At 44.7% G+C, this 23485-nt stretch carries 26 protein-coding genes; 15 read left to right on the forward strand and 11 right to left on the reverse strand.

Annotated features, from left to right (window positions below):
- Positions 1 to 99 precede the first annotated feature (99 nt).
- Entirely contained in the window at positions 100 to 918 is an 819-nt protein-coding gene (locus OQJ86_RS06705; RefSeq protein ID WP_265987265.1) for a sterol desaturase family protein, read from the forward strand.
- Positions 915 to 1139: a hypothetical protein gene (locus tag OQJ86_RS06710; protein WP_265987266.1), complete on the forward strand. Its 225-nt coding sequence runs from the start codon at positions 915 to 917 to the stop codon at positions 1137 to 1139. The genes OQJ86_RS06705 and OQJ86_RS06710 overlap by 4 nt, the downstream gene beginning before the upstream one ends.
- Before the next feature lie 6 nt (positions 1140 to 1145).
- Here the strand turns inward: OQJ86_RS06710 and OQJ86_RS06715 are convergent, their stop codons facing one another.
- The 6 genes from OQJ86_RS06715 to OQJ86_RS06740 all read right to left on the reverse strand — a co-directional run bounded on the left by OQJ86_RS06715 (position 1146) and on the right by OQJ86_RS06740 (position 5595).
- Positions 1146 to 1364 (reverse strand): hypothetical protein, encoded by a 219-nt coding sequence (locus OQJ86_RS06715; RefSeq protein ID WP_005441533.1) that lies wholly within the window; start codon positions 1362 to 1364, stop codon positions 1146 to 1148.
- Between the two features lie 42 nt (positions 1365 to 1406).
- Entirely contained in the window at positions 1407 to 1787 is a 381-nt protein-coding gene (locus OQJ86_RS06720) for a hypothetical protein (RefSeq protein ID WP_020197396.1), read from the reverse strand.
- A 201-nt stretch (positions 1788 to 1988) separates the two neighbouring features.
- Positions 1989 to 2315 (reverse strand): YceK/YidQ family lipoprotein, encoded by a 327-nt coding sequence (locus tag OQJ86_RS06725; RefSeq protein WP_061034772.1) that lies wholly within the window; start codon positions 2313 to 2315, stop codon positions 1989 to 1991.
- Between the two features lie 150 nt (positions 2316 to 2465).
- Positions 2466 to 2942: a hypothetical protein gene (locus tag OQJ86_RS06730; RefSeq protein WP_265987267.1), complete on the reverse strand. Its 477-nt coding sequence runs from the start codon at positions 2940 to 2942 to the stop codon at positions 2466 to 2468.
- Positions 2939 to 3355, reverse strand: a complete 417-nt coding sequence (locus OQJ86_RS06735) for an NUDIX hydrolase (RefSeq protein ID WP_038872715.1) — start codon at positions 3353 to 3355, stop codon at positions 2939 to 2941. Before OQJ86_RS06735 ends, OQJ86_RS06730 begins: the two co-directional genes overlap by 4 nt.
- A gap of 221 nt (positions 3356 to 3576) precedes the next feature.
- Positions 3577 to 5595, reverse strand: coding sequence for a methyl-accepting chemotaxis protein (locus OQJ86_RS06740; RefSeq protein WP_265987268.1), 2019 nt, complete (start codon positions 5593 to 5595; stop codon positions 3577 to 3579).
- 139 nt (positions 5596 to 5734) lie between these two features.
- On the opposite strand from OQJ86_RS06740, the gene OQJ86_RS06745 reads away from it, so the two are divergent.
- Entirely contained in the window at positions 5735 to 6223 is a 489-nt protein-coding gene (locus tag OQJ86_RS06745; RefSeq protein WP_039977304.1) for an NlpC/P60 family protein, read from the forward strand.
- Positions 6224 to 6257: 34 nt separating this feature from the next.
- Here the strand turns inward: OQJ86_RS06745 and OQJ86_RS06750 are convergent, their stop codons facing one another.
- The 3 genes from OQJ86_RS06750 to OQJ86_RS06760 form a co-directional block, all read right to left on the reverse strand.
- The gene (locus OQJ86_RS06750; RefSeq protein WP_038875014.1) at positions 6258 to 6602 is read right to left on the reverse strand and encodes a DUF3802 family protein; all 345 of its coding nucleotides are present in this window, start codon (positions 6600 to 6602) and stop codon (positions 6258 to 6260) included.
- A gap of 140 nt (positions 6603 to 6742) precedes the next feature.
- Positions 6743 to 7705, reverse strand: a complete 963-nt coding sequence (locus OQJ86_RS06755; RefSeq protein WP_038872706.1) for a GGDEF domain-containing protein — start codon at positions 7703 to 7705, stop codon at positions 6743 to 6745.
- Complete coding sequence (locus tag OQJ86_RS06760) at positions 7705 to 8673, reverse strand: response regulator (RefSeq protein WP_038872772.1); 969 nt, start codon at positions 8671 to 8673, stop codon at positions 7705 to 7707. The genes OQJ86_RS06755 and OQJ86_RS06760 overlap by 1 nt, the downstream gene beginning before the upstream one ends.
- 224 nt (positions 8674 to 8897) lie before the next feature.
- On the opposite strand from OQJ86_RS06760, the gene OQJ86_RS06765 reads away from it, so the two are divergent.
- Together OQJ86_RS06765 and OQJ86_RS06770 are read left to right on the forward strand one after the other, a co-directional pair.
- Complete coding sequence (locus OQJ86_RS06765) at positions 8898 to 9764, forward strand: fructosamine kinase family protein (RefSeq protein ID WP_265987269.1); 867 nt, start codon at positions 8898 to 8900, stop codon at positions 9762 to 9764.
- 251 nt (positions 9765 to 10015) lie between these two features.
- Complete coding sequence (locus OQJ86_RS06770; RefSeq protein WP_038872701.1) at positions 10016 to 10210, forward strand: CPXCG motif-containing cysteine-rich protein; 195 nt, start codon at positions 10016 to 10018, stop codon at positions 10208 to 10210.
- A gap of 107 nt (positions 10211 to 10317) precedes the next feature.
- On the opposite strand, the gene OQJ86_RS06775 is transcribed toward OQJ86_RS06770, so the two are convergent.
- The gene (locus OQJ86_RS06775) at positions 10318 to 10929 is read right to left on the reverse strand and encodes a riboflavin synthase subunit alpha (protein WP_265987270.1); all 612 of its coding nucleotides are present in this window, start codon (positions 10927 to 10929) and stop codon (positions 10318 to 10320) included.
- Positions 10930 to 11210: 281 nt separating this feature from the next.
- On the opposite strand from OQJ86_RS06775, the gene OQJ86_RS06780 reads away from it, so the two are divergent.
- Positions 11211 to 12581 (forward strand): MATE family efflux transporter, encoded by a 1371-nt coding sequence (locus OQJ86_RS06780; protein WP_038872695.1) that lies wholly within the window; start codon positions 11211 to 11213, stop codon positions 12579 to 12581.
- A gap of 106 nt (positions 12582 to 12687) precedes the next feature.
- On the forward strand, positions 12688 to 13719 hold the full coding sequence (locus tag OQJ86_RS06785) for a DUF3080 domain-containing protein (RefSeq protein WP_265987271.1): 1032 nt from the start codon (positions 12688 to 12690) through the stop codon (positions 13717 to 13719).
- Positions 13720 to 13749: 30 nt separating this feature from the next.
- On the opposite strand, the gene OQJ86_RS06790 is transcribed toward OQJ86_RS06785, so the two are convergent.
- Positions 13750 to 14592 (reverse strand): DNA ligase, encoded by an 843-nt coding sequence (locus OQJ86_RS06790; RefSeq protein ID WP_038872688.1) that lies wholly within the window; start codon positions 14590 to 14592, stop codon positions 13750 to 13752.
- Positions 14593 to 14908: 316 nt separating this feature from the next.
- Here OQJ86_RS06790 and OQJ86_RS06795 point away from each other — a divergent pair, with 316 nt between their 5' ends.
- The 8 genes from OQJ86_RS06795 (at position 14909) to OQJ86_RS06830 (ending at position 23478) form a co-directional block, all read left to right on the forward strand.
- Complete coding sequence (locus tag OQJ86_RS06795; protein ID WP_038872685.1) at positions 14909 to 15229, forward strand: STAS domain-containing protein; 321 nt, start codon at positions 14909 to 14911, stop codon at positions 15227 to 15229.
- A gap of 26 nt (positions 15230 to 15255) precedes the next feature.
- Entirely contained in the window at positions 15256 to 16104 is an 849-nt protein-coding gene (locus tag OQJ86_RS06800) for an OmpA family protein (protein ID WP_265987272.1), read from the forward strand.
- Positions 16101 to 18200, forward strand: a complete 2100-nt coding sequence (locus tag OQJ86_RS06805; RefSeq protein ID WP_265987273.1) for an SLBB domain-containing protein — start codon at positions 16101 to 16103, stop codon at positions 18198 to 18200. Before OQJ86_RS06800 ends, OQJ86_RS06805 begins: the two co-directional genes overlap by 4 nt.
- Positions 18200 to 18886 carry a CpsD/CapB family tyrosine-protein kinase gene (locus tag OQJ86_RS06810; protein WP_265987274.1) on the forward strand — a complete coding sequence of 229 codons (687 nt, stop codon included), beginning with the start codon at positions 18200 to 18202 and terminating at the stop codon, positions 18884 to 18886. Before OQJ86_RS06805 ends, OQJ86_RS06810 begins: the two co-directional genes overlap by 1 nt.
- 12 nt (positions 18887 to 18898) lie before the next feature.
- Positions 18899 to 19282, forward strand: a complete 384-nt coding sequence (locus OQJ86_RS06815) for an Hpt domain-containing protein (protein ID WP_265987275.1) — start codon at positions 18899 to 18901, stop codon at positions 19280 to 19282.
- Positions 19283 to 19560: 278 nt separating this feature from the next.
- Positions 19561 to 21087: a sigma-54-dependent transcriptional regulator gene (locus tag OQJ86_RS06820; RefSeq protein WP_038872671.1), complete on the forward strand. Its 1527-nt coding sequence runs from the start codon at positions 19561 to 19563 to the stop codon at positions 21085 to 21087.
- Positions 21062 to 22141 carry a glycosyltransferase family 4 protein gene (locus OQJ86_RS06825; protein ID WP_265987276.1) on the forward strand — a complete coding sequence of 360 codons (1080 nt, stop codon included), beginning with the start codon at positions 21062 to 21064 and terminating at the stop codon, positions 22139 to 22141. Before OQJ86_RS06820 ends, OQJ86_RS06825 begins: the two co-directional genes overlap by 26 nt.
- Positions 22142 to 22293: 152 nt before the next feature.
- The gene (locus OQJ86_RS06830; RefSeq protein WP_265987277.1) at positions 22294 to 23478 is read left to right on the forward strand and encodes a glycosyltransferase; all 1185 of its coding nucleotides are present in this window, start codon (positions 22294 to 22296) and stop codon (positions 23476 to 23478) included.
- Positions 23479 to 23485: the final 7 nt, after the last annotated feature.

Consider the following 23485-nt stretch of genomic DNA (forward strand, 5'->3'; position numbering starts at 1 on the left):
TCGTAAACGGACGGACATTCACATTCCTTTCTTCTCGGTGAAAGATACGGTGGAGTCTTAAGGTCTTAACAAATAAGCGAATCAATCAAGGAAATTAGCGTGACCGAAACTGCATTTAACGACCCTTCTTGGCTACGACTCAGCATCTTTATTGGTGTTTTGTTGCTTTGTACTCTGTGGGAAAACAAGCTACCGAGAAAGCAGTTGACCGTCGACCGTTCGTTTCGCTGGTTTAACAATCTCACACTGGTCGCGCTGAATAGTGTCGTTATTGCTGTTGTCATGCCTATTGCCGCTTTCCAAGCTGCTATCATCGCTTATGAAAACCAATGGGGTCTACTCAATGCACTTTCCTTCCCGACTTGGTTAAATGTGCTGATAGCCGTTGTGTTACTAGATCTCATCATCTACCTACAGCATTTAGTTTTCCATCGCGTTAAACCGCTGTGGAAACTTCACCGCATGCATCATGCAGACTTGGATATCGATGTCACAACCGGAACACGATTCCACCCGATAGAAATCATTCTCTCAATGATTGTAAAAATCGCTGCGGTGTTTGCTTTAGGCGTGTCTCCTATCGCCATCGTGGTGTTTGAAATCGTATTGAATGCTAGCGCGATGTTTAACCATAGCAATGCAAAGCTGCCACTACCTTGGGATTCGAAGTTACGCAAATTGGTTGTGACGCCAGACATGCACCGCGTGCACCACTCTGTCATCGTGCGCGAGACACATTCAAACTTTGGTTTCTTCTTGTCGATCTGGGATCGTTTGTTTGGCACCTACCGCGCTAAACCGGAATTAGGTCATGATGATGTTGTGATTGGCGTGCCAGAGATCCGCGACAGAGACGAACAAAGATTGGATAAACTGATCACCCAGCCATTTCGTTACAAGGAAAAGTCTTCCTCATGAGCAGTTCAATAAAAGTGAATGTGTTTGGAAAAATCATGCTTGCTGAATGCAACGATGGGATTTGGACGCTTTATATCGATTCAGAAACTTCGATAAAGCGCCCTATCAGAGATTTTGTAGTGCCGCCCTTTCTCGATGAAGACGAGTTACTGACCTACCTAGATGATATGTATCACGAGCACGCGACTGCATCTCATCCCAATGTATTTCGGATTGAATAGAAACCGTTAAGCTTTAATCAAATCGCGTTTTTTATTTGATTGGGTCACACCAACAAACAAACCGATAATCCCAAGAACAATTGAAGAGATGGCGAACACGCTCACATCTTGTTGCTTGTTGATGGCCGCGTACACAAACGCAATGCCAAAAAAGATTGCGCCAAAACTAAAGCCCGATAGCGCGGCAAAAACACCGAAGCTCGCCAGCTCCTTAAAGTTATCCATAACACTTCCCTGTTTAAATATACGTAATATCGAATAAAACAATTACCGGAATATCTGACGTGAGTGGCGATGCTTTTGCGAATTCCACAGCCAAATTGATACTCCAATAGAAAACCCTAACAACAACGTTTGCCATTGCAGTTGTCCACTGCTCTCCAATACGCCCAATCCATAGTGCGCATAAGAGTTAAAGCCTACGCTGCTCAACATAATCAATAACAGTAAAACCAGCCCAGTCCGGCGGTGCCTAATCAGCAAATAAACGGCGAGTAAATCAAGGAGGCCAAGGGCACTCCAATACATGTTTAACCAGCCTGGGGCAAAATCGTAAGGCAAAAAGCCATCGACAATATTGTCGTAAATGTGGATGACACCACCCACGGTCAGGCAAAGGCATAGGAGAAACAGTACGAATTTATCCATTATCGTTTCCTTTCCTTATCTGAATGAATGCGCAAAGCATATAGAAATCAGCTAAATAATTGTAATTTCAACGCCATTTTTGAGAGCGACAGTGCCTTTAAACCGTACGTGAGAGGTTGAAAGAACAACAATGGCTGTTCTTCCTTATCATTTCGCTCCTGATAAAAGCATAGCGTTTGGTTTGATGGTTCGCTTAAAAGCTTAGTTAACCTCTATTGGCCCTTTCTGTGCCTGCATCGTTATTGTGTATGGTAGGAATAAAGTATCAGCCAACGCTGAAAAAGCAGTATCAAACACAAAGAAAGGCACCCCATCTAGTTTGGGTCCCGTGTTTTCAGAATAGCTAGGCTCACCATTCAACAAACACATGTTGTAATTCACTCCACTGTAAATTCTTGGTATTTCCTTGCAGTAGCTCTGCTTCCCCTCATGAGAGATTCTCACATGATTGTTTGTTGGGTTTAGGGTCTCTATTGTTGCACAACCTTGCGACGCAATGGCTGCCAATATGACGAGTCGCTTTTTCATGAACGTTCCTTGTTTGTACTTCCTTCGTGAGAATGATTTACGTATTTCTTCGCTTACTGCTGATAAACGTGAGATGTGACGTTTGGATGTGGTTTAGAAGCTGCAACAAATCTCCCAGTGAAATTGTCGGGAAAGAGTAATAGTCAAACGTCAATATTGCTCTCCCTCTTTAGTCTTCGCATCAATGAACACAAACTTCATCGAAGGAGGAAAGATAAAAGCATCATCACATCGATAACCTCTTAGCCAAACACCATCATCCCGCTTACGCAAATACAAACCTCTGGGATAGGTCTCTTCCTGAGCAAGAGGCAAAGAAGCGAGCGTTATGTATTCGTCTTTTGTGAGCGAAATACCTTGAAGTAACAAGTATGGTGCGACGGCGAGCGGACAAGGCTCTAGCCCTTTCAGAGCTGCATGAGCAAGAAGCTCAGCCAGCGTTGCGCCAAAAGGTGCCCCCAATTCCGAAGGCGTTGTTACCAATATAGACAATGTCTGGCCACCTTGTTTGGTTTGTATCAATTGATCTTCAAACAGCTGTAAGGCAAACGGATTGAATTGAATGCGTTGATCTTTGAGTTCTTGAAGCAACTCTGCATTCGTGTGATTACCGATTTCAACTTTCACTTAATTGCTCCAAGGCGGATAAGCTGACGAACTTGCTCTAAAGCACGCTGAAAGACAGGGTGCGCATGGGAGGAAATGTCTTTCGCAACTTCATGCCAAAATAATTCGAAATCATGTCCACAATCATCTTGAGTGTGGAAGACCCAATGTTCCGGCAACACTTCACATTCACACAAAACGAAATGCCAACGTTGCTCCTGAAATCCACTCTCCCAAGCCCCTAAGTAGGTTGTGTGATTGACCAATTCGATGCCCGACTCTTCTGCCAATTCTCTTTTTGCCGCGCTTAAGAAGTCGCAATCGAATGGTTCGACAGTACCTTTCACCAACTGAACGCCCGCAAGAGGATGTTTGAAAAGAAGAATCTCGCGGTTTTGTTTTCGCAATACCAGAGGACATACTTTAATAACCAACGAATATCTCCTCATTCTGAAGGCATATTTGTGTTGCGAGATATTCTAACAACCCTGAAGCGACAACAAAGAATTAACAAATACTAATGACACATTTCTCCCGTGCCGTTAATCAATTTGCGATTTGGGTCACTCACTCTTGGAGTCAAAAAATAAAAAGGCAGAGCGATGCCCTGCCTTTGATCGTATTGGAAGTTGGTTTGGTCTTACCTAATGCTGGATCAACTCACCTGATGCAGTTCGTATTTATGCAGCATCGCTTGTTGATGCCCCGCGATGTCTGCGACTTGCTCTGAGCTTTCAACCATGGATTCTAATTGGAGTTTAGTGTATTCACCTTGGTCAGAAATATGTGTAATGGCTTGCGATACATCGGCTGTTGCTCGTTCTTGCTCTTCTGTCGCAACAGAAATCTGTTCGACACGTAGCTGTATATGTCGAACCGCCGCATCGATATCCGAAAAAGCCGACTTTACTTCATGACTCGATTGAAGTGCATGCGCCATCTCTTCACGCGACTCACTTACCGCTTTACGTGAACGTTCTGCGGCAGCCACAAGCTCATTCATCATCTCTCGAATATTTGTGGTTTGTTGGGACGTATCACTCGCTAACTTGCGTACTTCATCGGCGACGACTGCGAAACCTCGCCCTTGCTCCCCAGCACGCGCCGCTTCAATCGCCGCATTCAAAGCAAGTAAGTTGGTGTTATCAGCAATACCACTGATCATGTCTACCATCTCGCGGATCTGTTTAACTCGTTGGTCGAGTTCTAACATCGACCGCTCGTTCAAATTAAGGGAGCTTTCAAGAGACTCCAAACGCTGACGGTTTTGCTCTACCACACCAACCCCCTTCACTGTGTGTTCTGTCGCTAAATGCGAATCTTCGGAAGAGGCATTTGTCACCGTCGCGATCTCTCTAATCGATGCTTCTAACTGAGTAATGGTCGTCACCATGCTCGCCAGCGCTTCATTTTGCAAAGTTAAGCTTTGATTTGTTTGCTCGGCCGCATCGTGGCTTATCTCAGCGGTTTGGTACAAGGTTTCGCAGTTACGCGTGACGGTAGAAATCGAATCGTGGGTTGAATCGATAACTTGGTTGAGTTTGCGTGCGACTTCTTTAAGCTCAAACGGGCCAATCTCTTGCGCTCTATCTCGGAAATCATGTTCCGTTAAAGCGGAGAGACGAGTAAGGATGTTTTTCAACCCTCGATTGATCCAAGTACGGAGGCCAAACCAAGTCGCTAACACCACAAGCGAGATGACGCCAGCGGCAACAACAACCATTAAGCTGACGTTTTGAATGGTACTGTGGACAATAGTTTCACGCTCATCAATCAACGTTGAGGCGGAATCAGATACTTGGTCGAGCAAATACATGGTTTCGTTTGAGAGCTGAGAGGCACGTTGAAACTCCACTTTTTGCTGTTCGCTCTGTTCGAGTTTCGCCAGAATCAAACGCAAAACCCCTTCATCTTTGAAGCCTGCCTGTACCATCTCATAAGGTGCTGTTAGGCTGGCGAACTCAGTCACTTCAGGGTGCCATTCTTTGAAGTCATCGTAAGCGAGATTTATACCAGCGATACGGTTTCGCATTTCTCTGTATTCTTGCTCCGCTTTCTCTAGCTCGGTTTGCATCATCATGACCAAGAAAGTACTTTCCATCGAGCTCGCGGATGCAATGAAGCGATTTGCCGCATCACTCGATTCAGGGTTGTCGTTGCTGAGAAACGAGCTGATACGGTTCATCTCTGGACCAATCGAACTTAACCCATACCGAAACCCACCAACGGCCGAGTTAATGTCGCTTTGCATCTGAATCACCGCAGATTGTTTCGATAAAATGGAATTGGTGACTTGATGCAACTCAGCAACGTTTTCTTTGAGCATGCTTGATAGGTGTTCGGCAACACCGGAAGTTTGCTCTATGAGTCCGTCACTTTGCTGCGCTAGCTCTTCAATTTGAGAAGTGATAACAGGAAGTTCCTCTGGATCAGAAATTTGCATTCCATAGTTAAGCAACTTTACTTGCTCTAAAACATTTCTTGTCAGTGTCGCATTTGCCATCGCCATCGGTAACGCTTTTTGAGACAACTCCTCAAATTGTGCGCCAACCTGCTCCATTCCTTTGAAACTTGAGACAGAAAGGGCTATAACAAGAGCGATGATAGTTAAAAATGTTGCACTGACCGTTTGAATCAGTGAAAAAGAAAAGCGTAGACGTTTGCGCGTTGTCATAATCAATTAATGTTCTTTCTTGGGTTTGAATCGACTTTCCGTTTATTCGTCACAGAAGTGAGACAAAACGTGATTTACTGCCCATACTAGGTATTGGTCATGACATTAATATTTCAGTTTTAAGTTGTAGGGATGACAGGTGGGTGATGTGCGTCGTATTTATTTTCCTTTGATAATCAGTGTACTACTTAGTGCATGTTCGTCCGCCCCCGATCCAGAAACACAAGCTGAGGTCTCTCTTCCTGTTACTGAACTGCTCTCCGACAATCGGGGCCTGTTCGACTTTTATGATGAGTGGGAAGGCACGCCTTATCGCTTGGGTGGAACCAAAAAGTCTGGTATTGATTGTTCTGCCTTCGTACAGAAAGCCTTTGTCGAGGCATATCAAATGTCGTTACCAAGAACGACAAGACAGCAATCTAAGCAAGGCGTAGAGATGAGCTGGTCAGATGCACAACAGGGTGATCTAGTGTTTTTCAAAACAAGAAGAACCACTTACCATGTAGGTATCTATCTAGGGAATAAGCAGTTTATGCACGCTTCCACATCGAAAGGCGTGATCATTTCAAGAATAGACAACCCTTATTGGGCATCGAAGTTTTGGCAAGTAAGAAGAGTTACCATGTAACTCCTCTTTAGATCGAAATGACGAGAGACTAGATTTAATCGTAAGTCGCGACAGCGGTATCAAATAAGTTTTTCACTAGCGCAATGTATTCATCAAGGAATGCAATTTGCTCGTTGGTCGCTTTCTTACCCCAAACGCCAGCTAACACTTCACCAAGGTCTTCAACGACGGCATCCGCTTCTTTAAGTAGCTTGAAACGTACACTTGAATGCAGTTCTGGGTTTTGTTCGAAAATCGCCATGATGTTCGACGCCACCATGTCATTCACGACATCTTCGATGCTTTCTGATCCTGTGTCACCAATTTCAGACGTGAAAATATCTAAGTTAAGTGACAGGTGCTCTATAAGAGCGAGATATCCATCGGTTTCTACAACCACTGTTTTTCTCCGTTTAATGCAAGCCTTCGAAGATGAAAGCGAATTAGTTTCAATAGTAAGACATGCCGAGAAAATTTCATTAACTTATTTCATATTAACAAGCATTGATGCGCCAACTGAATGATTTTTATCCAATTAGGTTAGTCGTCTTGATGACAACAAGTCTGATTGCGTCCATTCTCTTTCGCGCGATACAACGCTGCATCGGCACTCTTCAGCCATTGTGTGTGACTCTCAAAGTTAGATTTATACTCGCAAACACCGATACTTATCGTGTAGTTAATCAAAAAGTCTTCAACTTTCACGATTTCTTGCTCAATTCGTTTTCTAAGACGCTCTGCGAAATAGGACGCTTGTTCTTGGTTGGTATGTGGCAATAAAACGGTAAACTCTTCTCCACCAAAACGCCCACACACGTCGCTACTGCGTGCGGTTTTCCGCAATAAACTGGACGTCCGACGGATTACTTCATCCCCAGTATGGTGACCATAGGTATCATTGACTTTTTTAAAATGGTCGATGTCAAAAATAACCAGTGAGCACGCCCCTTCCATCACTTTAAGTTGATTGAATTCTTCCTTCAGTGACTGTTCCCAATAAGCACGGTTAAATAATCCAGTTAATCCATCTTTGCGGCTGATTTCAGACAGGTGTTGGTTGGTTTCTCTTAAGTGGATTCTATTACGCGCGGTTTCCGAGACATCGTTGATTTGAATGGCTATGTGGCTCACCTCACCTGATAACGAGCGTAACGGCGTGATAACAATATCTTGGAACATCAAATGACTGCTGTTGGAAACCGGCGAAAAGTTGTTGAATTTAAAAAGGTATGGACGGTTTTCCCAACTTGAAAATGAACGAGTTTCTAAATCCGCGGACGTTTTGAGCTTGGTCTCTAGCCAAGTTCGGGGTAAATCTTGGAAATGGTCAAACAAACATTCACCGAGGATATTCTGCGATAGTATGCCACTGTAAGACTGCATAAAACTGTTCCACACGCAGACTTTATAGTCTTCATCTAAAACGATGAGCCCTGAGTCCATGGTATCGAGTATTTGGGTAACCCAATGAAAGTCTGCTATGTCCAGCGTAATTTCGGACATTAGATTAGCTCCATAATTTCATAGATGATTTCTACGGATGATTTATCTATCAAAAACAGAACTTCACACTCAAAATCGAGCGCCTCTGCCATGTAGGTGTATTCGATGGTAAAGAGTTCACCAGATTCACTCTTCTCTTCATTGTATGGAATGACGTTTTCTATAATGGCAGGCTGGCGCAACGAAAATTGCTTATCCAACTGTGTACCCAGTGACGTTAAGAATGAAGATACCAAAAGATTCGACACATTCAGGATAATCTCGTTGTGCCGAGTGAACTCAAGCAAATAACCAAGGCGCTCTCCGATTTGATTGATGTCTTTGCCACGCAAACAAACTAGAGCTTCACCATGGATACCACCACCAACAAATCGCTGAGCAACGGCAACTGAACTGTCTCGACCGATCACGTCCACTAACGTCATATGCAGTTCTCCATACGACAATGGACCAACGTGGGGCACTGGCAGTTGAATGAACTCATGAAGATGGTCGGCCATAATCGCAGCACCCTTACCTAACGCGATGTTGGCGACTTCACGAAATTTCGCCAGAGGGGTAATCTCAATTTCGGGGGCTGGCGCTGCATTCCCACTCGAGCTAAATGCGTATTGCAACCCTAACGTTTCGTATAGCGGGATAACCTGTTCTTCTGACAGAGGCTTGGCGATAAAGTCGATTGCGCCAAGATCTAAACAACGTTGTTTAGCCTCTTGCTGAACGTCACCAGAAATGATGACAACTTGAGTGGGATAATTGCTGACCGGTAGAGACTCTAGTACCTCGAACCCGTCCATAATCGGCATCGTTAAATCGAGAAACAAAACGTCAATATTTTGTTCCGCTAGAATCGTCAACGCTTCGTAACCGTCTTGGGCTTCGATCAGGTGCAATGATGTTTCGTGTACGATGGAACGGGATATCAACTTTCGTGCTACCGCCGAATCATCACAAATCAGTATTTTCATGCCACCAATGGAACTAAAGTCAAAAAAATAATAATACTCGTTGTATACCAATAGCTCCATATGTTAAGTCCATAAATCATAGGGTTATAGGCGACATGATTCACACTTATGCACATTTTCTACTATATGCAGCAGTTTTATTGTCGAAGTTTGCTCAACTGCGCGTCAATCTTCCGCCGTTTATCCTAAACTATTGTTGGTCAAATAGATAAGCGAGGTTTTGTATGTGGCAAGCAATATCGCAACAGCTTTCTGATACCTTGATGTTCGAATATCAAATCACTGAGAAGACACGCCTCTCTGGTGGAGACATCAGTGAGAGTTACATGATCAATGACGGAGAACAGCGCTATTTCGTCAAACTCAATGATCGAGACTTTTTATCTAAGTTCGAAGTTGAAGTAGAAAGCCTTCACTTGTTACGTGAAACCTCGACGGTGTTTGTCCCTGAAGTCGTGTTAGCGGGCAAAACCAAAACCCACTCATTCTTGATCCTGAATTACCTACCAACTAAACCACTTGAAGATGCAAAGCACAGCTTTAAGTTTGGCCAGCAACTGGCGCGTTTACATTTGTGGGGAGAACAGAAAGAGTTCGGATTTGATTCCGATAATTACATAGGCTCTACCCTTCAACCAAATCAATGGCATAAAAAGTGGTGTGTCTTTTTTTCTGAGCAACGAATAGGTTGGCAGTTACAGTTGCTGAAAGAAAAAGGTGTCACCCTCGTCGATATCGATGAATTTATTGATGTTGTGAAACAGCTTTTAGCCAATCACGCTCCAGAGCCATCATTGCTTCACGGTGATTTGTGGAATGGGAACACGGCATTGACACCATTTGGCCCTATCTGCTTTGACCCTGCTTGCTATTGGGGAGATCGTGAATGTGATATCGCGATGACTGAGCTGTTTGGTGGGTTCCAACCGGAGTTTTATCAAGGATATGAATCCGTTGCGCCATTACCCGCAGGCTATGATGAACGAAAAGACATCTACAACCTTTATCACATCCTCAATCATTGTAACTTGTTCGGAGGTCACTATCTTGAACAGGCCCAATCGATAATTAAGAAGATTATTTCTTATTGATCGGGAAGGGAAAGATCATTGCCGAATGTAAAAATTCGACGCATATCACCCTAGTTTAAGACCCCAAGCTCAATCATGAGTTTGGGGTCAACTTTTGTACTTATTTCGACTCAATTAGCAACAACAGCACCTAATATTCAAAGTAACTCGACTTAATTTGAATCTCTGCACCAGAGAGAAGACGAGTGTTCAAGGGCTGAATTTTCGAGACACCAAAGTATTAAAAGCCCTGCAATACTAGGAGTTTTTGTATGCAAAATTACACTGAAAGACATGTTAAATGCCCTCACTGTGGGCACTCTATCGGTATCACTTTAGATGCAAGTAATGGTAACCAAGAGTTTTATGACGACTGCCCTGCGTGCTGCCACGCCATCCACCTCAACATGAAAGTGGATGAGATGCACGAAAAGGTAGAACTGTTCATTGACGATAACTACGAATAGAGAGCTTTAATCCCCCCGAGTAATCATCTACATGAAGTAAACATCTACACAAAATATAAAAAGGAGCGGTTAAGCTCCTTTCTTGTTTCCGGTCATAAGTAAACGCTTTACAACTGCTTTGCTGCTAATACACGTTCAACCGTATCGACGATGGCTTGAGTTTGCGGGTCAAATTCAATGTTTATTTTCTCTCCAACCTGACGCGCACCAAACAAGGTTCTTTGCAGGGTTTCCGGAATCAAATGCACCGAAAATCGATTCTCTTCGACTTCGCCGATGGTCAGTGAGCAACCGTCCAAACCGATGTACCCTTTAGCCAGTACATATTTCATCGATTCTTGCGGCAGTGCAAACCAAATGGTGCGGTTGTTTGGCGTATCAATCACATCAACAATCTCGCCCATTAAACTGATGTGCCCCGACATACTGTGACCACCAATCTCATCACCAAATTTGGCTGCTCGCTCAATATTTACGCTGTCGCCTTCTATCAATTCACCTAGGTTTGTAAGAGCTAAGGTCGCTTGCATTAGATCGAAACTGATGTGCGTTCCTTCAATTTTGGTGACGGTTAAACAACAACCATTGTGTGCGACCGAGGCTCCAATCTCTAGCCCTTCGCTTAACGAGCCTTCAAGTTCGATAACGTGAGTTTGAAAGCGCTCTTTTTTTTCGATTTGAACGACTTTAGCCGTACCCTGAACTATTCCTGTAAACATTCTCTTTACCTATTTGTTAGAAGCGACTGATAGCCAGAACGAACATTCGCAAGCTGTTTTTACCATTGTCTATCAATTAACCAAAAATCCCTATCTTGTGGGTATGGCATCTGGGCATACAATTGTTTATCATCTGCGCGGAGTTCCTCCGAGGCATTTTTTCACCTTATAGTGACTAAAATCAACCATCAGATCAGTTCATCACATCTTTTGTCCTCGAGTACTCCCTATCTTTTCAACTTATTTCATTTTCAACTTATTGTTCCGCTCTGGAGTATTTCGTGCATCGCTATAAAGAAGAAGCATCGAGTCTTATTAAATTGGCGACCCCTGTGTTGATCGCTTCTGTCGCGCAAACCGGGATGGGGTTTGTGGATACAGTCATGGCTGGTGGCGTAAGTGCTACTGACATGGCTGCGGTATCTGTTGCAGCAAGTATTTGGTTACCGTCAATTTTATTTGGCGTTGGCTTATTGATGGCCCTTGTACCTGTTGTCGCTCAATTAAATGGTTCTGGCCGTCGAGTAAAAATTCCTTTTGAGATCCAACAAGGCATCGTTTTGGCATTGTTGATCAGCATCCCTATTATCGGCGTTTTGTTCCAAACTAAGTTCATACTTGGATTGATGGATGTAGAAGCGGCGATGACAGAGAAAACCGTTGGTTACATCCACGCGGTTATTTTTGCGGTACCCGCTTTCTTATTGTTCCAAACGTTACGCAGCTTTACTGATGGCATGTCGCTAACCAAGCCTGCCATGGTGATTGGTTTCATCGGCCTAATGTTGAACATCCCACTAAACTGGATTTTCGTTTACGGTAAGTTTGGTATGCCAGCCCTTGGTGGTGTTGGTTGTGGCGTCGCAACCGCCATCGTTTATTGGGTGATGTTCGGGCTGCTTTTCCTTTATGTGACTACGTCTGCTCGTCTAAAAAGCATTAATCTGTTTGGCGAATTTCATAAACCACAGCTGAAAGCTCAGATTCGTCTGTTTAAGCTCGGCTTCCCTGTTGCCGCTGCATTGTTCTTTGAAGTGACATTGTTTGCTGTGGTCGCGCTTTTGGTATCTCCATTAGGTTCAATCATTGTTGCCGCGCACCAAGTCGCCATTAACTTCTCTTCATTGGTGTTTATGCTGCCAATGAGTGTGGGTGCCGCAGTCAGTATTCGTGTTGGTCACCGTCTTGGGGAAGAAAACGTCGATGGCGCACGCGTCGCTTCTCGTGTTGGCGTCATGGTCGGTTTAGCGTTAGCAATGATGACCGCGATTCTTACGGTTCTGTTCCGTGAGCAAATCGCTTTGCTTTACACGAATAACCCAGAAGTTATCGAACTAGCGATGGTGCTATTGCTGTTTGCTGCAATCTACCAATGCACTGATGCGGTTCAGGTTATCGCTGCTGGTGCACTACGTGGCTATAAAGACATGCGTGCAATCTTCAACCGTACCTTTGTTGCGTACTGGTTATTGGGACTTCCAATTGGTTACATTCTTGGCCGCACAGATTGGATTGTTGAACCAATGGGTGCACAAGGCTTTTGGTTGGGCTTCATCATAGGCCTATCTTCAGCGGCTTTCCTATTGGGTATTCGTTTACGTTGGATGCACCATCAAGAGCCAGAAGTTCAGTTGAATTTCTCTCAGCAATAACTCGAACTTCAACCCGCCAAATTTTAAAGCCAGCACTCGCTGGCTTTTTTGATCTCTCATATTCGTTAAGCGGTATACTTATCTAAGTGATTAAAAAGGAAATGCTGTGAGAAGTTCCCTTGTAAGAAGCTCCCTTGTTGCTGCGGCGCTTGTACTACCGACAACCTTACTCAGTGGGTGCAACGACTGGTTTAACCCAGAGAAAGCGGTATTCGAAAAATACAATCAACGCCTAGCCAACGTGTTAAATACGTCGGAGTCGGAGTTAGAAGCCTCTCCCGCTGTCACTATTCCTGATAAAAGAGAACTGTTTCAAGAGCTCCCTCGTCTATCACTTGGCTTACTCGAAAGCTACCAACTGCGTCAATGTGGTTTGTTTAACTTACTAGCAGAAAAAAACTCTCAACTGGGTAAAGTTCAAGACGCCTTTTACGACTTTGATTATCAAACCAACCTGCTGAGAACACTGAATGGCTGCTTGAGTGATTACCCATTAAGTGATGAAGAAAATACAAAGCTGAACGGTTTGTACGACCAGAAGTGGCACCATCTAACAGTGCATCTCGACAATATGTTGCTGACTAGCGATGCCATGCGCAAACAGCTAACAGGATCTGAATGGTTACCATTGGAAAGCAAAGACCAAGTTGCACACGTACGAGATGCTTTCCTTGCTTTGGATGAAATGTACCAAACACCGTATCGTACCCTTTCTCGATTACCCGATGTGACCATCGTGAACTACCAAGAAGAGATCGAAAAAACACGTCTCGTTGGTCGACTCTATTACACTTTGATCGATGCGACTCATTGGTTAGAACAAACCACACACATGCTCGAAGCAAACCAAGACAAAATCATTTGTGGCGCCAACCGTGATACCACGCAATTTCGTTACTTGAGAAACGTCTTCCAAACAATTTATGTTGCAGAGGTTCAACCTTATATGGCGTACGTCGATAGTACCTATCAGCAGCTCGATGGGGGGCTTTCCCTTGTTGAAAAGAGAATGCAAGCTCATGGTGCAAACTATGGAATCGAAAAAGCACACGATCAGTTTCGTGAAGAAACAATGAAGCATGTGCAATTTTGGAAAAATCTATTTAAACGTTGTGGTGTGAAAATCGGAAATAGTTAGCTCAAGCCGTTTATACGCCGCTATTTAGATTTATTGTGAAGCCCGCTCTCTTAAAAATCGGGCAAATCTCGGTTTCCCATTGTGGGTAAAACCGTTGTAGCGAAACGTAATGGTAGACCCTATTCGAGGAGGAGATTTTCGAACGTCATCGGTAAAGCCGCTACCAATGTAAAACTCGGTGCCGTCTGCCAACCTAACCAACAAGGCGCCCATCATACCCAATAAACGACCAGTTCCCGGTTTGTAGCCCAATACTAAGGCCTCTGCATCTTCATAACGCTTAAGTTTGAGTAAATCACTGCCTCTTCCTGCCTGATAACGGCTTGATACCTTTCGCAACATCACACCTTCGCCGTCAGATTGCGAAATTCGGTCCAATTGCGTGAACAAATGTTTCTCATCTTGAATTGCACGATGCTCAACGTATTTAATATGAGGGGCGTCAATCGTAAACACCAGATCTTGAATGTTGTAGTAGCGCTTTTGATAATCACCCGCAGAATACGGCATATCGAAAACCATAAAATCGATTCGTCGCCATGCGCCTTCTACTGGCGTTTTATCCAATACCGTTTGTTGAACAAGATGGAAATTTCCTCGACCAGCCCATAACTCGCCATCCAAAGGGTAATCTGGCAATACCTTGGTAAACCACTCTGGCGCGTAAATGCGGTTGCCGTTGCGTGTAACGAGATGTTGACCGGTCCAATACGCTCGAATCCCATCCAGTTTCTCGCTATACCAATACTGAGAGACATCGATACCATCTTGGTATGATTCAGCTAAAGAGACAGGTGGAAGTAAATTAGGATCAGCTTGTGGCTGAGCAGAAGCAATTACAGCGAGGGCAATCAATGTCATTCTTAATGGCATGTGGGGACCTTGTACAAAAAAGCATCTCCATTGAACCGTAAGTCGATCAATTCACCTACTCAACATTTTGCATTCTACGATCTACAGCAACACTCATAAGCAAGCAAATGCAAACAAGCACATAAAGTTCAGATCGAAATAGCATTTATAAATTCTTCGACCTGTATGCGTTTTTGATTCTCAAAATGAAATCGCCTTAATTCTCAATATAAAAACCAAGAACTTACATAAGTAACTGTATGTTTTTATGAACTTTTATTCTTGGCATGTTCCGTGCTCTATACCAAGCAGACAGTTTGTTAACGGAGAATGCACTATGGAACTGCGAAAATTGGAAACCGACCAAAACACATTGACCATCGAATTTTTTGGTGATTTAGACGCAAAAGGCTGTCGTCAAGCTCAGCATCATATTGATGAGGTAATTCACAGCGATGATCACAAGGAAGTCGAAATCAACCTCAAACACGTCCAATTTCTTGATTCCTCAGGGATTGGTGCCATTGTTTATTTATATAAGCGCCTAGTTGAACGTGAACGCAGTATGATAATCGAAAACGTATCGGGACAACCGTTAGAGATAATGAGCCTGTTACGTATCAATCATGCGATTCCCGTCAATTCAAAAGGCCACTAAAAACACCGGTTAATACGGAGGTTAGCATGGTGAATCTAATACGACAAAGTGTAATGAGCGGTCTCGTTGTCGGCGTTGTTGGTTGCTCAGCGTTTAGCTACCCCGATCATGGTCAGGGCGGCATGGTGGAAAGTTACCAAGATATTTCTATCGAGAATTATCAGTTTTCACCGGTTATGCCTGATGAGCCTCTTGGCCCAGAGCATGGGCTTCGCTTCGATTGGCAACTCACAAAACTTCATTTAGATGCTTTAATTGATGAAGGGGCAAGATGGTGTTTCCCTGCTGCCGTAGTGCAAGCATTAGAAAAGCAAAATCGAATCGCAAGAGAACTCGAGGGCGGGCTTCTACTTGATGCTGCAAACGATATTGTGATTCAGCGTCGTCGATTGAGCCAACTGGAACAACAACTTGATTACGTGCTCTCTCAAACCACTTGCTCGCCGCCGCAAGACATTGAAGCTCTGCGCAGCGACTTGAACATCGTCGCTGACGTCTATGACCTGCTCAATATCGATAATCAGTTCGCCGTCGATTCTGCCGAGATCAACCCAAAGTACATGGGGCACCTTGCGGAAGCGGCTTACATTTTACGAGAGCACCCTTCTCTCTCCTTGGTGGTAACGGGTCATGCCGACGTTACTGGCGAACCGGAATACAACCAAAAGCTCGCACAAGAACGTGCAGAACAAGTAAAACGATACCTCAATGTCTTCGGTATCACCTCTGATCGCGTGCAAACAAAATCCGTGGGTGAACAGCTCCCACTCTACGAAGGACAAACACCAGCGGTTCGCTTGACCAACCGCCGAGTAAGCATTGAAGTACTCAACTCAAATTCTGACAGCACAACAGAAATGGGAGACACGCTATGAGCATCCTCAAATCGATTGTCGCCCTTTTGTTACTTTGCATGATCAACATAAATGCGAGTTGGGCTGCGGAAGACGATGTCGTTAAAGTCGGTGATTTAGTCCAAATCAACCTTCCAGGAGAAGCCTCACTAAACAAAGGCTTCCAAGTCGATAAACGAGGTCGCATCAGCCTACCGGAAATCGGACCTGTATTTGTAGCTGGGTATAATGAAAAGCAACTTCAAGATGTGATTATCGATAACCTGAAATCCGTTTATCGAGACGTGAACAACGCGCGCGTTTTCATCAAGCAGCAGCAATTACTCATATCCGTTCAAGGCTATGTGGTAAAACCCGGAGAATACACTTTACAAGCTGGCTCCAACATTCAAATGTTCCTATACGAAGCCGGTGGACTCCGTGCTGGTGCGCAGCTGGATAAAATCATCGTCAAGCGCGGTAACAAAAACATCGAATTCGATTACAAACGCTTCCTTGATACTGGTGATGACGCCCAACTGCCGACGCTTGAATCTCTGGATGTTCTCTTCGTCCCTGCCTCTCCTCTCGTTGGTAACATAGAGCAAGAATTTGATGCTGCTAAACTGGCCAACTCTGGCGACAGTGCAGATGAAACGAAAGCTATCAAAGTGTTTGGTGAGGTGAACGCCCCCGGCTCATTCACATACAAGCCAAACACAACACTTGTCGACGTTGTGATGCGAGCGGGTGGTGTTACGCGCTTCGCGGGTGTGGAACAAATTCGTGTGATCACCAACAATACACCAGTGATTTTTAACCTAAAGCGCTACCTAGACTCAGGTGATTCCAACTTACTACCAGACATCTTACCAGGGGCAACCATCTTTGTGCCTAAGCAAGAGGAAGAGATAAAAGCGGGTGCCAATGTTGTTTATGTTATGGGTGAAGTCGCAAACCCTGGAGCATTTGAAGGCAAAAAAGGCGCGAGCTTTATGGACATTCTCGCCAACGCTGGCGGCCCTACTCGTTTTGCTGAATCCCGCCAAATTCGTGTGATTAAAGCGAACGGACAAGTGATCAAATTCGACCTTACGGCACACACAGAGGGGCTCACTTCTGCGAGACCGCCTGCAATATCCTCAGGAGACGCTATTTTCGTACCTGAGAAAACCGATATGAATGAAAAATCATGGTTGAAAGTCGCACCAAGCCGAGCTGTCGCAGTGATGGGGGAAGTGGTTCGTCCAGGTCGAATCGAATGGTCCAATGAAATGGATTTGATTGACCTACTCGCCCACGTTGGCGGCCCAACTCGCCGCGCAGACACCAGCAAAATAGAAGTGGCGAATAACGGTAAGATGACTCAGTTTGATTTGGACAAGTACATCCTACAAGGTTCACCAACCTCTAAGTTACCGAGCGTATCTGCAGGAACCGTGGTTCGAATTCATGCCCTGCCAGATGATCCAACAGACAACAAATCACAATGGGTTAGCCAAAGTTCAGATGCGTCTATTTATGTTTTTGGACAAATCAACTCTCCAGGCCGCTACCGTTTTACCAACGAGATGCACTTTCTCGACATTCTTTCTGCGGCTGACGGCCCAACGAAAGATGCCGATATTCATAATATTCGAGTAACGCACCGTGGTCTTGGTTACGCTAAAGTCAGCAAATTAAACCTATCGATGTATTTTGAAACCGGTGATGAAAACATCTTGCCGGATGTTCGCCCGGGCGACACCATCTACATCCCTGAGAAGAATAAGAACTGGCTTGACCGCTCAAAAGAATCGACCGTACGAGTGTTGGGCGAAGTGAGAGACCCAGGTCGTTACGTATTTAATGACAATATGACAATCCTTGACCTATTGGCAGAAGCCGGAGGACCAAGTGATAACGCTTACGTAGAAAAAATTAGCGTGGTCAACATGTCTTGTTGCCAAGGCCAAGCTCGTACATTCGACCTAACCGAGTTTAGTAAAACCGCTAACATTTATGACCTTCCGGTTATCCGCGCGGGCGACACTATCTATATTCCACACAAAGATGAGAGTTTTGCAGAGAAAGCACGGGCTGGCTTACGTGACCTTTTGCAAATCACGACCACCATTGTGTTAATAGGAGCGCTGTAATGACTATTCCTGCGACTCATGCTGAAATCGAACAAATCTACTTACAGGCCGAATTAAAAGGCCATCGCTCCCTATGTATCGTCGCTTGTCAATCCGAAGACGGCGTGACATCCGTGGCTTCCGCTTTGGCCGAGCGTTTGATTCTTGCAGGGCATAACACGCTTTACGTGGATTTGAACTTGTTCAAGCCTGCATACAATACGGTGCATCAATTTCCTGAGCAAGACGGTATCGGACAGCTCATCGCAAGAGAAGAAGATCATCAGACCTTAGTCGGCTTAACGGCCCCATCGATGGCCAGCACGCAACTCGCTTATCGCGATCCAACCATGCTTAAAAAAGTCATTGAGACTTGGTTGGACCAATATGATCGTGTCGTCATCGACACCTCACCATTATTGAGCTTAAATCGTAATAACATCCCCGCTCAAGTGGTTGCAGGCGTCTGTGATGCGAGCATATTAGTCGCCAGTTACGGTTCGACCACAACTACACAAATTAACCAAGCCAAAAAACTATTAGAGAACAGTAACGCCAACCTACTTGGGGCGGTATTAAACATGAAGCACAATGCAGGCTTAAAAGACGAATTGATTCATCAGGTAAAAAAGCTGCGCTTTTTGCCAGACAAGTTAAAAGCAAAAATATCGCAACAGATTAAAGACAGCGAATTATTTACCTTATAGGGAGCGTATCCAATGAACAATCACACAGATTTGGCCGTAGAGCCTGAATTGGTCGATGAATTGATTCTTCAACAAATGATCAAAGATACGTGCGCTGAGATAATGCCCACACTCATTGAGCACTACATCGAGGAGTCTCGCGAACGGGTCGAAAAGATCAAACAAGCATTAGAAACCTGCAATATCAACACCCTAGAGTTTGAGGTGCACACTCTAGGCAGCTCCGCACTTGCCCTGGGGAATCGTACCCTTTCTCGACATGCGAGAACTATAGAGAAACACTGTATGGAAGGGGAAACTCAACAAGCCCTCCTCCTATGCCAATCATTGCCGCAACTCGCCGAAAATTCCTTTATTGCCTTGAATCAGAGAAAGGAGCAAGGATTTGAGGATTAAGGTCTATACCTAGGTAACTTCAACACGCTTGGGTATATATTGATTTATTTAATTAGCTAAAAAATAAAGAATTTTCTGCAAGACTCCCAACCTGTGCTAATACTTAAATATAACGATTCTCAAAATGAGAATAGAAAAGAAGCTATCTGCTTGAGAGTACGACAACTATTCATTCTCGCGAACTGACTCACAAGCTGACAAAGCAACGTTAGAACCAATACAGTGTCAGTACTGATTAAAGGTTTAAACGGAAAACGAATAAAAGTTGGGAAAGGACTATGAGACCAAGGGTGTTATTGGTAGAGGACTCTACCTCACTAGCCATACTATACAAACAGTATGTCAAGGACGAACCTTACGACATCTTTCACGTAGAAACTGGGCGTGAGGCCATCCAATTCATCGAGAGAAGTAAACCGCAACTCATCATTCTCGATTTAAAATTACCCGATATGTCCGGGGAAGACGTTCTTGATTGGATCAATGAGAATGAAATTCCAACCTCAGTCATCATCGCAACCGCACATGGCAGCGTAGACATTGCGGTAGGTTTAATTCAAAAAGGTGCGGAAGACTTTCTTGAAAAGCCCATCAACGCAGACCGACTCAAGACCTCTGTTGCACTTCACCTTAAACGTGCCAAGTTAGAAAACTTAGTAGAAAACATTCAATCTACCTTCGACCGACACAATTACCATGGATTCATCGGTTCTAGTTTGCCAATGCAAGCCGTCTACAAAACCATTGATGCTGTCGCTCCAACCTCTGCTAGTGTATTTATCGTTGGTGAGAGTGGTACTGGTAAAGAAGTCTGTGCCGAAGCAATCCATCGTCAAAGTGATCGTCGTGATAAACCCTTTATTGCCATCAACTGTGGTGCGATTCCACGAGATTTAATGGAAAGCGAAATTTTTGGTCACGTTAAAGGCGCATTTACTGGTGCGACAACAGATAGGAAAGGTGCAGCAACCGTTGCTCATGGTGGAACCCTCTTCTTAGATGAACTGTGTGAGATGGAATTGGAAATGCAGAAAAAGCTGCTCCGTTTTCTACAAACAGGCACTTACACGCCACTTGGCGCGACCAAAGAAATGAAAGTGGATGTTCGCATCATCTGTGCGACAAACCGCGACCCACTTACGGAAGTCGAAGAAGGCCGCTTCCGCGAAGATTTATACTATCGCGTCCATGTTGTACCTATTGATATGCCGCCACTCAGAGAGCGAGGTAGTGACATTGTCACTCTTGCTAAGCATTTTCTGACCACCTACTCCAAGCAGGACAAAAAGAAGTTCAACAATATCGATAATGAAGCACAGTACGTGATCAAACATTACGACTGGCCGGGGAATGTTCGTCAATTGCAAAACATCATCCGTAACATCGTGGTGTTAAACAATGAAGACAAAGTCACCGTCGCGCATCTACCCGCGCAGCTAACTCGCAAGCCATCAAAAGCACGTGTAATTACGCAGCCCGTAGAACCCGCACCGACCACCGTCGCTAAGCCTTCTCCAATACAGCCCGTTGAACATATCGCTACCGATATGCTGCCTCAAGAACCGGTAACCAGACCCGAACCGATACCAATGAGTGCTTCTGCACAAGTCGCGTCACCGTACTTTAATACGGACGGCACCATTCGACCGATGTGGAAGGTGGAACGGGAAGCAATTCAAAATGCGATAGCCTACTGCGATGGCAACGTACTCAACGCCGCGGTAATGTTAGAGCTGAGTCCATCTACTGTTTATCGTAAAAAACAAGCGTGGGAAGCGGATGAGGCTAATCTCGAACAATCGTGAGATACCTGTCGCTGGCGAGGTTTGGATTTTACTCGACAGCTGCATTTTTGGTGGCATAGAAAGTCACGTCCTTGAGCTTGCCAAAGGATTACAAGCATTTCATGTCCACGTTAGAGTGGTATTGGTGGTTGAGTACAACCCACCAGCATCGCTTGTTTCTAGGTTGGCCGATTCCGATGTTCCCGTAAGCTACTTACACCAACTTTGCCCCAAGAATAATGACACACATTCTGTCATTGCGGTAAAACGACTTACCATTGCGGTTGCAGAGCATCAACCAAGCGTTATCCACACTCACGGCTACAAAGCGAGCTTACTTGCGCGCAGCGCCGAACTGTTTACACGAACCTTCCCTCGTCTTATTTCTACCTACCATGCCGGAGAAACACCAACGGGAAAAGTGTGGTTTTACGATTGGCTTGATCGTTATAGCGGTCGTTTGTCCGATCATTGTTTTGCGGTTAGCCAAAGTATTCAAAATAAACTGCCGATAAAAACCGAGCTATTGAACAACTTTGTTTCACTTCCTGCACAAAACAGCAGCTACAAAGAAATCGCATTCGTTGGTCGATTGAGCCATGAAAAAGGCGCGGATCGCTTTATCGACATCGCGAGGCATTTTCCTGATCGTCAGTTTTCTATTTACGGCGACGGTCCTGAAGGAAAAGACCTCGCCCAACAAGCGCCCGGTAATGTTGTGTTTCATGGGCATCAACACAACATGAACGTGGTATGGAACAATATTGGCGTATTGATTATCTCTTCTCGCTATGAAGGCCTCCCAATGGCGGCATTAGAAGCGATGTCGAGAGGAATTGTGGTATTCAGCCTAAATGTCGGCCGATTATCTGATCTTATTGAAGATGGCAGTAATGGATTTATTGCGCCAGATATTCTCAATTTGATAGACAAGCTCAACCATTGGATAACCATGAGCACCTATACCCAATCGCTTATTCGCAAAAAGGCCATTAAGACCATCTCGGAGCAGTATTCTTCACAAAGTATCATTCCTATTTTGATTGAACGCTATCAAATTGAAAATCAAACTTGATGCATATGCATTCTCATAATGAAAAACTTTCTTCCCCCTACCTACTCTTAAATATCTTTACTCCATTAAATCAGTAACTTAAACAAATGATAAGGTTTGGCATCTCGGTTGCAGTATCCCAGTAAACAAAAGGGCAAACCGAGGTGACGACGATGGCTACTCCAAAACGCATTCTATATGTTCATTATGGCGACAACTGGCTTCGCCACAACGAAGTTGTATTACTTGATCTTTTGTCGCGCATTGATCGTGAGCAGTTCTTGCCTTATGTCTGGACGAACTGTGAGCCTTTAATTGAAAAATGCCGAGAGATGGGGATTGAAACTCAATATTCTCCCTTCAAGTTAGTCGGAGGCTGGAGTACGCCCCGCTGGGACATCAGCGCATGGAATCGCCTTATCAAGCAAGGCTCTGAACTCATAGAAAAGCACACTATCGATCTTGTGCATGTGAACAGTGGTGCGACCTGTCAGTGGATGTGTCTGGCGACACGAATGAACCACATACCTTTGGTTACGCAGCTGCATTGCCATTATCCCATCCGTGATCGGTTTTCACTTGACTTGCACATGTCGCCAAAGCTGATCTGTGTCAGTAAGGGAATAAGCCAAGAGCTGGCCCGCGACGGCTACCCAAAAGAGAACTTACACGTGATTCACAATGGCGTTTCGTTAAACCGAAATGAACCATCGGTTGATGTGAAGGACTACCTCGGTATCCCAAAAAACGCTTTCACCTTCCTATCCGTCGGTGCTCTGATTAAAAGTAAAGGTTTTGACCGCCTGATTCGCGCGATTCACATGCACAACTATCACCAGAATAATCCGCACCTTGTGATTGTTGGAGACGGGGAAGAAAAAGCCCCCTTACAACAACTCACAGCGGATCTTGGTGTTGAAGACCGTGTGCATTTTGTCGGGGAACAACATAACAAAGACGCATGGATGACAGGCAACGTCGACGCCTTTATCAGTGGTGCTTACGAAGAAGACTACGGTCTGGTGATTGGGAAAGCTGCGTTAGCAAAATTGCCTATCGTGGCCCCAAAAATCGGTGTTATCCCTGAATTAGTCGAACACAATCACAGTGCTCTTCTGTATTCCAATCATGGGATGGCCGGTCTGCTCAATTCTGTGCAGCGCATGCTAAATGATGCTCCGCTGCGAAATCAAATTGCTCACAATGCTTATCACTACGCGACGCAACACCTTACCGTTTCGGCTTCGGTGAACGCGATAGAGTCAATTTATCATGCAGAGCTGGCACATGAGCCTACGGCTTCTATACCACCCACGCACAGTCTTAAACCTATGCCTCGTTGGCTAAAACACAATTGAGGATAGG

The organism is Vibrio sp. Sgm 5 (assembly GCF_026241575.1).
Lineage (GTDB): Bacteria > Pseudomonadota > Gammaproteobacteria > Enterobacterales > Vibrionaceae > Vibrio > Vibrio jasicida.

Bases quoted from the DNA above. Each gene is read 5' to 3' on its own strand.
- OQJ86_RS06825 (WP_265987276.1), top strand. From the start codon at position 21,062: ATGAGGCTAATCTCGAACAATCGTGAGATACCTGTCGCTGGCGAGGTT.
- OQJ86_RS06710 (WP_265987266.1), top strand. From the start codon at position 915: ATGAGCAGTTCAATAAAAGTGAATGTGTTTGGAAAAATCATGCTTGCT.
- OQJ86_RS06775 (WP_265987270.1), bottom strand. From the start codon at position 10,929: ATGTTTACAGGAATAGTTCAGGGTACGGCTAAAGTCGTTCAAATCGAA.
- OQJ86_RS06805 (WP_265987273.1), top strand. From the start codon at position 16,101: ATGAGCATCCTCAAATCGATTGTCGCCCTTTTGTTACTTTGCATGATC.
- OQJ86_RS06810 (WP_265987274.1), top strand. From the start codon at position 18,200: ATGACTATTCCTGCGACTCATGCTGAAATCGAACAAATCTACTTACAG.
- OQJ86_RS06820 (WP_038872671.1), top strand. From the start codon at position 19,561: ATGAGACCAAGGGTGTTATTGGTAGAGGACTCTACCTCACTAGCCATA.
- OQJ86_RS06830 (WP_265987277.1), top strand. From the start codon at position 22,294: ATGGCTACTCCAAAACGCATTCTATATGTTCATTATGGCGACAACTGG.
- OQJ86_RS06770 (WP_038872701.1), top strand. From the start codon at position 10,016: ATGCAAAATTACACTGAAAGACATGTTAAATGCCCTCACTGTGGGCAC.
- OQJ86_RS06725 (WP_061034772.1), bottom strand. From the start codon at position 2,315: ATGAAAAAGCGACTCGTCATATTGGCAGCCATTGCGTCGCAAGGTTGT.
- OQJ86_RS06815 (WP_265987275.1), top strand. From the start codon at position 18,899: ATGAACAATCACACAGATTTGGCCGTAGAGCCTGAATTGGTCGATGAA.
- OQJ86_RS06720 (WP_020197396.1), bottom strand. From the start codon at position 1,787: ATGGATAAATTCGTACTGTTTCTCCTATGCCTTTGCCTGACCGTGGGT.
- OQJ86_RS06800 (WP_265987272.1), top strand. From the start codon at position 15,256: ATGGTGAATCTAATACGACAAAGTGTAATGAGCGGTCTCGTTGTCGGC.
- OQJ86_RS06740 (WP_265987268.1), bottom strand. From the start codon at position 5,595: ATGACAACGCGCAAACGTCTACGCTTTTCTTTTTCACTGATTCAAACG.
- OQJ86_RS06715 (WP_005441533.1), bottom strand. From the start codon at position 1,364: ATGGATAACTTTAAGGAGCTGGCGAGCTTCGGTGTTTTTGCCGCGCTA.
- OQJ86_RS06755 (WP_038872706.1), bottom strand. From the start codon at position 7,705: ATGTCCGAAATTACGCTGGACATAGCAGACTTTCATTGGGTTACCCAA.
- OQJ86_RS06795 (WP_038872685.1), top strand. From the start codon at position 14,909: ATGGAACTGCGAAAATTGGAAACCGACCAAAACACATTGACCATCGAA.
- OQJ86_RS06760 (WP_038872772.1), bottom strand. From the start codon at position 8,673: ATGAAAATACTGATTTGTGATGATTCGGCGGTAGCACGAAAGTTGATA.
- OQJ86_RS06765 (WP_265987269.1), top strand. From the start codon at position 8,898: ATGTGGCAAGCAATATCGCAACAGCTTTCTGATACCTTGATGTTCGAA.
- OQJ86_RS06790 (WP_038872688.1), bottom strand. From the start codon at position 14,592: ATGCCATTAAGAATGACATTGATTGCCCTCGCTGTAATTGCTTCTGCT.